Genomic DNA, 11932 nt, shown 5'->3' with positions numbered 1-11932 from the left:
TGCGCACGATGTGGAGCGTCATTCTTCCGCTGTCCAAACCGGCCATGGCAACCATGGGGCTGTTCTATGCGGTATCCCACTGGAATTCGTATTCGTCGGCACTGTATTTTATCAACAACCGGGCGCTTTACCCGCTGCAGCTTCGCCTCCGGGAAATCGTTCTGAGCAATGACCTCGGTCAGGCCGGCAACCTGCTTGAAAATGTGAACCAGATCTCTCCGGCTGGCGTGCAAATGGCGGTCATCGTCGTTTCCGTCGTACCGATCATTATCGTGTACCCGTTCCTGCAGAAGTACTTTATCAAAGGGATGCTGATCGGGTCGATCAAGGCCTGATACTATCTTTTTACAGCTAGAAAAGTATACGTTTTCATAGAAGTGAAATGTGATAAGATATTAAACATCAGTGTCATGCTATTAGCGCGGTGCTCAAGTATAGGCTGGCAGATAAGGGTTTGGACTGGTGAGTGAATTTGGCTTTGCGCACAGCGCAAAACAAGAGGGCGAAGCAAGTCAAACAGGAGTCAAATGGATGCAGGGAGGAGTGACGGCATGAAAAGAGTAACTTATTTCATTCTGACAGCGGCCGTTATTCTCCTGTTCTGTTACCTGGCTGGAAGCGCGGTCCGATTAGCCTCTCCTTCGCCGCAGCCGGCTCAGGAAGGTGTGACAGAATCCTCTCCTCAGCCGACGGCCTTCAGCCTGGCGATATCCAATGGTGCCAGCCCTTATGCGGTGAATATGGCGGATCCGTCCGAGGACCACTGGGTCAAACAATTGGAAGCGCTGACAAATACGAAGCTGTCCATCTCTTTGATCTCGCTGAAAGATTTCGACCGACGCATGCCGGTTATTCTTGCAGGCGATACCTATCCGGATGTCGTGCAGATGATTGGCGGGGCAAGCTCGGCCGCCATGGCCGGATCGGTCCAAGCGGGACTGTTCCTTCCGCTTGACGATTTGATCCAGACCTATGCTCCGAACTTGTGGAAAGCGGTGCCGCCGGAAGCCTGGAAGGAAACCAGCTTTGAGGGGCAAATTTATGGAATTCCGGCCTGGCTCGGCAACCCGTCGCGCCGGGCAACGTATATCCGATCGGACCTGCTGGCGCAAACGGGTCTGCCCGTACCGAGAACCGTCGACGAATTTCTGGATGTGCTCCGTGCATTCAAGAAGCTGGGAGTCGAGATTCCCTATGAGATGCGGGAGAATTTCAAGTATGCGGACGTCATTTTCGGCGCGTACGACGTGCTGGGTTACCAGTTTGAAGTCCGAAACGGTGAGGTGGTTCCGAAATTTTTGGATGAAGAGCATATGATGAAGGCGCTGCAGGTATACCGGACGATGCTGATGGAGGGACTCATCCCGGAGGATTTTGCGACAGTCTCATCAACCGAATATACCCATGACATCGAAGCAGGCCGAGTGGGAAGCTGGACGGCGAACGCCGCCGGATTGCTGGACTTCCGCACCAAGCTAAGGGCATCGGTTCCCGGGGCCCAAATCGATATCATCCCCTCACCGGAAGGGCCGGAAGGGACGAAAGGCTACGGTTTGTACAGCTCTGTCATCAATTCGTTCTACATTAATAAGCATGTGTCCAAGGAAAAATTGATAGGTATTCTCCAATTTTTTGATTGGATGGTTTCGGACGAGGCTCAGCGTTTTTTTTCGTTCGGGATCGAGGGCGACACCTATACGGAAGACCATGGGACGGTTACGTATCATTTTCCGAAAACAAGGGAGGAGCAGGACGAGGAAACCTTCCGCGAACTGCTGTGGCTGACGCATGATCTGACGATCAACCGGGCCAGAACGCAACTGGTGCCGGGCGGGAAGGATCTGCTCCATGGTTTGGACGTGACGCTGCCGAAGGAAGGGCTGGGAAGCATCGTCTTTGTTCCCGAGCTGGAGTCCTTCAGCGCCTACCCCGATCTTGCTTCGGAGCGACCGAACCAGGCGCCGCCCGTGATCGTTGACCATATGGTCAAAATGATTTACGGCAAGGAACCGATCTCGGATTGGCCGAAGGTCGTCCGGGAATACCGGGAACGCGGCGGAAATGCGATTATTCAGGAAGCGACGGCGAGGTACCGGGCCAAGCAAGGGGTACTGATCCAGCACAACCGATAGGATGCGACATTTCTTTCTCTTTTCGATAATGCAGCTGCGCTTTTTCTATCCGCTCTAGGAAGGGGTTTGATACAAGTGCGAGTTTTGATTGTGGAAGATGAGCCTGTCATTCAAAAAGGATTGGTTAAGATGGTTCAGCGTTATCCGGCTTCCTTCTCCGCGATTTATACCGCCGATGACGGGGAGGCCGCTTTCGAGACGATCCGGAATCTGGAACCGCACCTGGTGCTGACGGATATGGACGGACTTGAGCTGTGCGAACGGATACACCGGGAATTCAGTCATGTCCAGGTTGTCGTCATATCCGGTTATAATGACTTTCAGTATGCACAGCGGGCTATGGCGTACGGGGTCAAGCGCTATTTGTTGAAGCCGGTGACCCAGCAGGACGTACACGATACGCTGAAGGAGCTGATATCAGGGATGACCGGCAGCATTATTCCTGTGCAAAAATATGTGGAGTGGGCGCATCAGCTCGAGCAGAGCATCTGGCTGCTGCAGCGGGACGAAACGATTCGCATCATCGAAGAGGGCGAACGGTCGGGCTTGTTCGATGGGCTGAACGTGATCAACATGGAAGCGGTGCTGAGCGACTGCCTTGGCATGATCACAGAACGGCTGGAGAGCCGCGGCTGGAAGCCGCGTTCCGGTTGCAGGGGTACACAAGGCTCGTCCAATACGAAGAAGGAAGTCATGACCGCTTTTACCGCCTGTATGGACCGGATTCTCGAGGAGCTTCAGCTGACACGGAAAGGCAATTTCAAGGATCCGATCGAAGAAGCTAAAGCCTTTATCGACCAGCATCTGTCGGAGGACATCACTCTGGAGGAAGTGGCCAAGCGGGTGGGGCTCGCCAGGACCTATTTCAGCGCTCTTTTCAAGAAAATGACAGGCGAGACCTTTGTGCATTACCGGATCAAAAAACGGATGGAAGAAGCGCGCAGGCTGCTTGCCGTACCGACCCTGACGATCACCGATATCGCGGTCAAGGTGGGGTACGAGGATTATCCCCATTTTACGAAGACCTTCAAAAATTTCGTCGGCGTATCCCCGTCGGAGTATCGGTCTTCCTTTGGCATTGAATGATGAGAGTATCCCTGAGGCTGAAGCTGCTTTTGTATTTTACCATCGTGATTCTTCTTTCCCTGTCTGCGGTTGGCATCGCCTTCTACAGCATTTCAGCCAAGCAGCTGCAAAAAAGCGCAAAGAGCCAAATGGTCCAGATCGTGGACAATGCCGTACACCATACCAACCTGTATTTGTCGTCTTATCAACGGTCGATGGTGGCGCTGCTGACCGACCTCAGGGTCAAACGGTACATCGATTTGCCGGCTGACCGGGAGGAGTACGAAAATTACCGCTACATGACCGATATCCGGGATGCGATCGTGGATCCGGTGTGGATCCGCAATCCCGAGATCGAAGCACTGTATATCATCGGTTACTCCGGGAATACGCTCTATTATTATAACGGCGGGTCGGAACCATCCTTTAAGCCGGAAGATACGGCGAAACAGATCCGATATTTTAAGGAGAACACGGATGAAAGCGGCCGGCTGACCATTATGAATTACAGCATTTTGGGCGAAAAGACGCCGATGATGACGCTGATCCGCCGCATCCGCGGACTACGTTCCACGGACATGAAAGGTTTTGTGGGGATCGAGGTCAAGGCGGAGGAGCTGTCCACCCTGTGGAAGGGGATCGATCTGGGGAAGGACAGCTATTTTTTCATTGTGGACGGCGAAGGCAGGATACAATACCACAACGATCAGACCAAGGTAGGATCGATCGTTCCGTCCAGCCTGGGCAAGCAAATCAGCGAGGCCGGCACCGAGATGTTCCGCAGTTCGGCGGAGGGAATGGACCGGGTATATATCAGCCGCAAAGCCGAATACTCGGGGTGGAATCTGGTGGTGTCCATTCCGTACAGCCAGCTGCAAAAACCGCTTAACACGATTCGCAGCTCCATTATCGTCGTTGCGGTCATTACGTTCCTGACGGCGTTGTTTCTGGCGAGCCGATTCGGCAAGTCGATTACTACCCCGATCCGGACGCTGATGAAGGGGATGAGCCAGACGGAAAAGGGAAACTGGAAGTTTATTCCGCTTCCGAAGCACCGGGACGAAATTACCGAGCTGATGATCCGCTACAACCTGATGGTGAACCGCTTATCGGAGATGGTCGACACGGTGTACCGCGCGGAGCTGAGGAACAAGGAAATGCAGGCCGAACGGCAGAAGGCCGAGTTCCAGTCGCTCCAGCTGCAAATTAACCCGCACTTCCTGTACAATACACTGGAAACGGTCGTATGTTACGCGGTCATTCAGGACTCGGACGAAATTACCGAGATCGTCGGGGCTCTGTCTTATATGCTGCACTATTCGGTACGGACCAATCTGGAAGAGATCACGGTAGCGAATGAGCTCAAGCACGTCATGTACTTCATGGTCATTATCAATCACCGGATCGGCCGGACATTCGAGATTGATGTTCGGGTAAGGCCGGAGCTGCTTCTGCGGAAAATGGTCCGGCTCACGCTTCAGCCGCTGGTGGAAAACGTGTTCCAGCACGCCTTCAGGCAAGGGGTGGAGGATCATCATACGATTATCATTGATGCCGGCGAAGAGGGAGATTCCTTCTGGGTCAGCGTGCAGGACAACGGCTGCGGCATGGCCCCAGAGCGGCTTGAGGAGCTTCGCGCCAAGCTGAGCGAGAACCGGCTTGCCGACGAGGAGGACCGGGGCAGCGCGGGCGGGATCGGCGTACCCAATGTGCACAGGCGGATTCAGCTGGTGTTCGGTGAGGACTACGGCGTAACCGTGGAAAGCAGTCCCGAGTGGGGAACCCGGATGATGATGCGGATGCCGATTTCCGGCGTAAAAGAACTGAGCAGCCCAGCGGGGCAAGAGGCAGCCGCGCCTATGCAGACCCTGCCCATGGCGGGCAGCGGCTAGGCGCAAACAAAGAAGATAGTTAAGCAAATCCTGTATTCCGGAGAATGGAATACGGGATTTTTTTATGGTCAGACAACCGTAAAAAACCGCAAAAAAACACATCACGACAATAATCCGCCCCATGGGAGCTTCCCTGGTTAAGCCTTATGATGGGGACAGCAGCAAAGAGAATATCTTTTGCACTTTGCATGAAGAGAGGGGATTATAAGATGAAAAAATGGGTCAGTCTGATCCTCGCGGCAGCGCTTGTCACGGGTCTGACCGCAGGCTGTGGAAACAAAAGCGCCTCAAGCGGCAGTGACGATGCGGCCGACGCATCGAAACCGGTGAAATTCAGCATTTCTTTAACCACAAGTGGAAACGCTTACGCGGAAGGCTCCAAGGACATCAACAACGAGAAATGGGTCAAGGAGGTCGAGAAGAGAGCCAACGTGGATCTGGACATCAGGCTGATTCCCTTGAAAGACTTCGATGCGAAGATGGCCGTCATGTTCGCCGGCGGCGATATTCCGGACGTCGTGCAAAACGTCGGCGGGGCAACGGATAAGTCTATGGCCGGTTCGGTTCAGGCCGGCGTGTTTATGCCGCTGGACGACTTGCTGAAAGAGTATGCTCCGAACCTGATGAAAGCCGTTCCAAAGGAAGCGTGGGACGAGGTGAGCTACAAGGGGAAAATCTATGGCGTTCCGACCTGGCTCAGCAACCCTTCCCGCCGCGCCACTTACATCCGGACCGACCTGCTGGAAAAAACAGGCCTGCCGGCGCCCCAAACGATGGACGATTTCCTGAACGTCCTGCGTGCGTTTAAAAAACTCGGTCTCAGCGCGCCGTATCAGATGAGGGAGAATTTTAAATACGCGGACATCGTATTTGGTGCGTATGACGCCCTGGGCTACCAGTTTACCGAAATGAACGGCCAGGCCGTACCGAAGTTTTTTAACGCTGAAAATATGGAAAAGGCGCTGACCGTCTACAAAACGATGTATGACGAAGGCCTGATCCAGAAAGATTTCGCCACGATCCAGGCGCCTCAGTACAGCGAAAATATCGAAGCCGGCAATGCCGGCATGTGGACAGCCAATGCCGCCAGCCTTCTCGATTTCCGCACGAAGATCGGCGCGGCGGTTCCGGGCGCCAAGGTCGATATCATCCCGTCACCGATAGGGGACAACGGACAGAAGGGATACGGATTGTACAGCTCGGTTAACACTTCGCTCTATATCAACAGCAAGGTCAGCAAAGAGAAAGCAGCCCGGATCATCCAAATGTTCGAGTGGATGCAGACGCCGGAAGCGAAAAACTTCTACAGCTTTGGCATTGAGGGCGAGGATTACACGGTTAAAGACGGAAAAATCGATTACAAGCTGCCGGAAGGCAAAGCCGCTCAGGACGAAGCCGGATTCCGCTCGCTGCTTCGCTGGGTCGGTGACGGAACGATCAACCGTGAACGGACCGAATTGCTCCCAGGCGGACAAGACGTGCTGAAGGCGCTCGATGATACGCTGGCCAAAGAAGGTGTGGGCGGTATCGGATTTGTGCCGGACCTGGAATCCTTCAGCCAGTTCCCTGACTTGGCTTCCAAGCGTCCGGACCAGGCGCCGAAGCTCATCATCGACCACATGGTCAAAATGATCTACGGCAAAGAGCCGATCAGCGATTTTCCTAAAGTCATCGAGGAGTATAAGCAAAAGGGCGGCGATGAGATCGTCAAAGAAGCCACGGAGCGTTACAACAACAAAGACGGAATTATCGATCAGCAAAGCCGCAAATAGGTTGATTTCGGGGAAGCCTTTCACGCGAAGGGCTTCCTCCTGTTAGGAGGGGAATATATGGGCAGGAAAACTGGAGACGGACGGAATAAGCTGAAGCTTCTGACCCCTTCATCCTGGTGGGGGGCCAAGTGGAGGGAGGCGCTGCCGGCAGGCAACGGAATAACTGGAGCAGCCGTGTATGGCGGAGTCCATTTGGAAACGGTCATGCTGACGCACGGCAGCTTGTGGTGGCAGAGTCGTACGCCGGATCTGCCCGACGTGAGCGGCCGGCTTGGAGAAATGCGCCGGTTGATGATGGAGGGGAAGGAGGCGCTTGCCGAAAATGTATTGGTCGACGGTTTGAAGGAGCAAGGTTACGATCCGGTCATGGCCGTTCCGCTGCCGCTTGGCGACCTGAACTTGAGATACGCGTTATGAGCGGGCGTGTTCGTATCCCGGGCGGACGATTTGATCGTCTATGAGCTGCGGTCGTCAGGGCCAGAAACGATATCGGCGAAGATCGCCCTTGACCTGCATCATCGCGGGGATGTCAGGNGTCCCCCTGGCAGAGCTGACGCTCCATTACCGACAGGAAGCGAATCAGGGTCCGAAGGTGAGTTCATATGGTATGCCGCATGCCATGACGACGGCAGCGATTTCGGTGCCGTCGCTCGGGTGATCACGATCGATGGCAGGATAAGCAGCATGTCCAGTGAGTCCGTTCTTGAAGGCGCCACGCAGGCATTGATCCTGGTTAAACTGTTCATTCATGAGCCGCGTCAAGCGGCCTGGAAACGGTTGAAACACGAGCTGGCCGCAGAACATCGGTCTTACAGCGAGCTGCTGCAGCCGCACATTGAGGAGCATGAACGCTTGTTTCAGCGGATGACGCTGAATCTGGATGCTCCCGGACGAGAGGCCACGAACGAAGAGCTGCTGCTGCAAGCCTACCGCGGCGAAGCCCCGCTGGCCATGCTGGAGAAGATGTGGGCCTACGGGCGTTATCTTCTGATTGCAAGCTCGCGCGAAGGCGGGGATCCCTGCCATTTATACGGCTTATGGTGCGGGGAATATCGCGGCTTCTGGGCGTTCCATATGGCCAACGAGAACCTGCAGATGATGTATTGGCAGGCGCTCACGGGACATATGCCCGAGCTGCTGCTGCCCGTATTCGATTACGTGGAGCGGCAGATGGACGATTATCGCCGCAACGCGCGCTGTATCTATGGCTGCAGGGGGATCTGGATCCCCGCACCGACCGCGCCGGACTCCGGCCTGCTGAAGACGATCGCGCCCCACATTATCCACTGGACCGGGGCGGCAGGCTGGATCGCGCAGCACTATTATGATTATTACCTGTACACGGGTGACAGGGAATTTTTAAGAAACCGGGCCCTGCCGTTCCTGCGGGAGGCGGCTTTGTTCTATGAAGACTTCCTGATTACCGGGGACGATGGTCTGTTCATCAGCTGCCCATCCAATTCGCCCGAGAACCGGCCGGGTAACGGCGCAGGTGGGCCTAAGGGAACGGCAATGAACGCGACGATGGATTTTGCCATCGCCAAGGAAGTGCTGACCCGGCTGGTTGAGGGTGCCGCTCAGGAAGGTTTGTATGCTGAGGAAGTCGTGGGCTGGAAAGACATGATTGCCAAAATCCCGGCGTATCAGGTCAATACAGACGGCGCAGTCCGCGAATGGATGCATCCTGTCTATGAGGATCAATACCATCACCGGCACCAGTCGCACCTCTATCCGGTGTTTCCGGGCAAAGAGGTAACGCGGGAGAGCGATCCCGGTTTGTTTGCAGCCTTCGAGACCGCGTTAAGAAAGAGGCTGGTCGTTGGATTAAAGGAGCAGACGGGATGGTCACTTGCTCATATGTCCAATTTGTACGCCCGCATGGGCGAAGCGGATAAGGCGCTGGAGTGCTTGGATCTGCTTGCCAGATCAGCCGTGATCAATAATTTCTTCACGCTTCACAACGACTGGCGCGGCATGGGAATCGGCCTGGATATGGAGTGGGCTCCGTTTCAGATGGATGCGAATATGGGTATGACGGCTGCCCTTCAGGAAATGCTGCTGTACTCCGATCCCAGCATGATCCGAATCCTTCCAGCCCTGCCGAAGCGATTCCTCTCCGGAAGCGCCGCTGGAATGCTGGCATGTGGAGGCTACGAGGTAGACATCGCCTGGGACAGGAAGAATAACCTTGCAGTTGACGTTCAGCTAATGAGAGGGGAGAGACAAGGATCATGAATATATCTTCATTATTAGAAGAAATTATGCGTCTGCCTGTGATCGATACGCATACGCATTTGATAGGCGATAAGCTGTGCGCGGCCGACTTTTGGGAGATCGCCGATTATTTCNGGTTGAACCAAGAACTGCAGACGGCGGGATATCCGAAGGATGCGGCACAGCTGCCGGTTCCGGAGCGGGCGGAAGCCTTCGTTAGTGCTTATAAGGCTACCCGTAATACGATGATGAACCGTGCTTTTACGGCGATCATGGGGGATTTATACGGAATCACCATCCATGACACGGCGTCTGTGCTTCAGGCGGACGAAGCTGTACGCGTGCAGAGTAGTACTTCAGGCTGGGCTCAAAGCGTGGCCGACCGGCTGCATGTGCAGCGGTTTGTTGTGAACCGCCCAGAACATGCCATATTTGACGGTATGCGGGAGGATGCTCTGCTGCTGCCCCGGATCGACGGATGGCTGCCGGAGCTTGCCGCCGGCATCGTCTCCTCCGCAGCCCATGAACGTCAGGATCGTTTCGCGCAGGCGAAAGCATTCATTTCCGAGCAATTGAAGTCCTATCATGAGATGGGCTGTCCGGGGATCATGACGACGCTTCCCCATTATGAGGCTGCGGCGCATGAGGATTATAAGATTGAAACCGCGGGGCGGACCGATGAGGTCATGATGCTGCTGCTCCATGAAATCTGCTCCGGTCTGCAGGAGCGGGGCATGTTCCTTCAGCTGTTCCTCGGCGTGGAACGAAGATGGGGGAGCAGTTCGGCCGCCCCTGTGAACGATCCGCTCCGGATCGTAAAGCTGTATGGCTTGTTTGAGCGTTACAATATCCCGTTTGAGCTGGTGGTTGCATCGGAACTGAACAATTTGGACGTCGTGCAGGCGGCCTGGAATTTTGCCAATGTTCACGTAGGCGGCATGTGGTGGTATAACTTCCGTGCCAGCACATACACGCAGAGCATGCAGTACCGGCTCGAGGCGTTATCCCCGCTCAAAAGCTCGCTGATTGTCTCGGATGCGCGCTGCATCGAATGGACGTACGGTAAGCTGCTGATCGTGAAGCAGCTGCTGGCCCGATTTCTGGATGAACAGATCAAAGATGGATGGCTGAGCCGTGAGGATGCGCTGGCACTGGCGGCGGAATGGCTGCACAGCAGCGCGGCAAAACGGTACGGGTTGGCGGAGTCGACGGTCTCTTCGTGAAACCGGGACCGCTGAATCGTGAATGACGCGTGCCATTTGGCAAAAACAGAAGTCGAGAAACTTAATGATGAACGGAGGGAGAACGTGACATTTTCACTGTTTGACCGGATGCTGCCTGCTCCCATGGAAGGGGGCTTCCGGATGGAAGGCTGGTGGGTATGGTGCGGGTCGGTCGTTCGCGGAGGCGACGGACGCTATCATATGTTTGCTTCCCGGTGGCCGAAGTGGCTGCCGATGCACCCGGGCTGGCTGCTCCGTTCGGAAATCGTCCGAGCCTCGTCCGATACCCCGGAAGGACCCTATACCTACGAAGAAACCGTGTTCCCAGCGCGGGGAGCGGAGTACTGGGACGGAAGGAGCACCCATAACCCGCACATCATCCGGTATGGAGACAAATATTTGCTGTATTACATGGGATCGACGCATCCCTTCCCTGAGCCGCGGCTAGGAGAGACGGTGGAGGCGGACGACTGCCGCGTCATTGCGGCAAGGGCGAACAAGCGTGTCGGCCTGGCCGTCGCCGACAGCGTCTATGGGCCGTGGAAGCGTCTCGATACGCCGATTCTGCCGACGAGGCCGGGCAAGTTCGACAGTTTCCTGACCTCGAATCCGGCGCCATGTATCCGGGAGGATGGCTCCGTGCTGCTTGTTTATAAAGCCCGGCGGTATGAGGGCACAGCCCATGGGCAAATGACGCTGGGCGCAGCAGAGGCAGCAGGATATGAAGGGCCTTATCGCGTAATCCAAGATGCGCCGCTGTTTCCGCCGGAACGGTATCATATCGAAGACCCGTTCATTTGGCGTACGGCGGAAGGGTACGCCATGATCGCGAAAGACATGGATGGGAAGCTGTGCGGAGAGAAGCACGGCGGCATTCTGGCACTTTCTCCGGATGGCAGGGACTGGAGGCTCGCGGACCAGCCCAAATCCTATTCCCGGCGCGTCCGATGGGAGGACGGATCGGAGCGTTGGATGGGCAGCTTCGAACGGCCCTTCCTGCTGTTTCAGGATGGACAGCCGACGCATCTGTTCGCCGCTGTTGCGGACGGACCGGGGGGCTTCCGGCAAGCGGAACATACCTGGAACATGGTGATTCCGCTGCGGACTTCGCCTTGAATTAAGAATTGGAACATTCAATTACAGGAGGAGATCATATGGGAGAGACCGTTTCAAAACAAAAGGGTAGCGTAGGGAGCTCGGCGCTTATTTCGGAATCCGTTCAGCAGTGGGCGGAAGGGGCTTGGCAGCAAATCGTAAACAAAGTGGAGCGCACCAGTCAGCGGATTGGCGTCAGTTTTCCGCATGCATCCGTTGACGGGGTCTATGACAACATGCGCCCGTCCTGGTGGACAGCCGGCTTCTGGCCGGGGATCTTGTGGCATATTGCCGAAGACGGGCACCATCCAGGGCTTCAGGGGATTGCCGAGCTGATTGAGGAGAAGCTGGACGAACCGCTGTATTCGCTCGCTGTGCATCATGATGCCGGATTTATATGGACGCTTTCGGCCGTGGCCGACTACCGGATTACCGGCAGCGAGCGTTCCAGACACCGCGGGCTGATGGCCGCCGCCCAGCTGGCAAGCCGCTTTAATGCAAAAGGCAGCTTCATCCGCGCCTGGCATGACCTGGAGCGG

The 11932-nt window shown here is 55.5% G+C and carries 8 protein-coding genes and 1 pseudogene; all 9 read left to right on the top strand.

Features of this window, described 5'->3' with window-relative positions:
- Positions 1–335, top strand: a 335-nt coding sequence (locus CPT76_RS12500; RefSeq protein ID WP_146116302.1) for an ABC transporter permease subunit, incomplete at its 5' end; no start/stop codon positions are given.
- Between the two features lie 216 nt (positions 336–551).
- A complete protein-coding gene (locus CPT76_RS12495) occupies positions 552–2132 on the top strand; it encodes an extracellular solute-binding protein (protein ID WP_105443158.1) in 1581 nt (526 codons plus the stop codon).
- Between the two features lie 75 nt (positions 2133–2207).
- Positions 2208–3218, top strand: coding sequence for a response regulator transcription factor (locus tag CPT76_RS12490; protein ID WP_105443157.1), 1011 nt, complete (start codon positions 2208–2210; stop codon positions 3216–3218).
- 29 nt (positions 3219–3247) lie between these two features.
- Positions 3248–5089: a cache domain-containing sensor histidine kinase gene (locus tag CPT76_RS12485; RefSeq protein WP_258168348.1), complete on the top strand. Its 1842-nt coding sequence runs from the start codon at positions 3248–3250 to the stop codon at positions 5087–5089.
- Between the two features lie 209 nt (positions 5090–5298).
- On the top strand, positions 5299–6861 hold the full coding sequence (locus CPT76_RS12480; RefSeq protein ID WP_105443155.1) for an extracellular solute-binding protein: 1563 nt from the start codon (positions 5299–5301) through the stop codon (positions 6859–6861).
- A 57-nt stretch (positions 6862–6918) separates the two neighbouring features.
- Positions 6919–7278 (top strand): glycoside hydrolase N-terminal domain-containing protein, encoded by a 360-nt coding sequence (locus CPT76_RS12475; RefSeq protein WP_105443154.1) that lies wholly within the window; start codon positions 6919–6921, stop codon positions 7276–7278.
- Between the two features lie 267 nt (positions 7279–7545).
- The gene (locus CPT76_RS12470; protein WP_181152816.1) at positions 7546–9096 is read left to right on the top strand and encodes a glycosyl hydrolase family 95 catalytic domain-containing protein; all 1551 of its coding nucleotides are present in this window, start codon (positions 7546–7548) and stop codon (positions 9094–9096) included.
- Positions 9097–10382: 1286 nt separating this feature from the next.
- The gene (locus tag CPT76_RS12460; RefSeq protein WP_258168347.1) at positions 10383–11414 is read left to right on the top strand and encodes a glycoside hydrolase family protein; all 1032 of its coding nucleotides are present in this window, start codon (positions 10383–10385) and stop codon (positions 11412–11414) included.
- Positions 11415–11452: 38 nt separating this feature from the next.
- Positions 11453–11932 (top strand): annotated as a pseudogene (locus tag CPT76_RS37310) (hypothetical protein); the annotation flags it as partial.

It is taken from the genome of Paenibacillus sp. AR247 (assembly GCF_002968895.1).
GTDB classification, from domain to species: Bacteria; Bacillota; Bacilli; order Paenibacillales; family Paenibacillaceae; genus Paenibacillus_AQ; species Paenibacillus_AQ favisporus.
The sequence above is the reverse complement of the archived record's forward strand: the minus strand, read 5'-3'. Positions and strand labels throughout refer to the sequence as shown.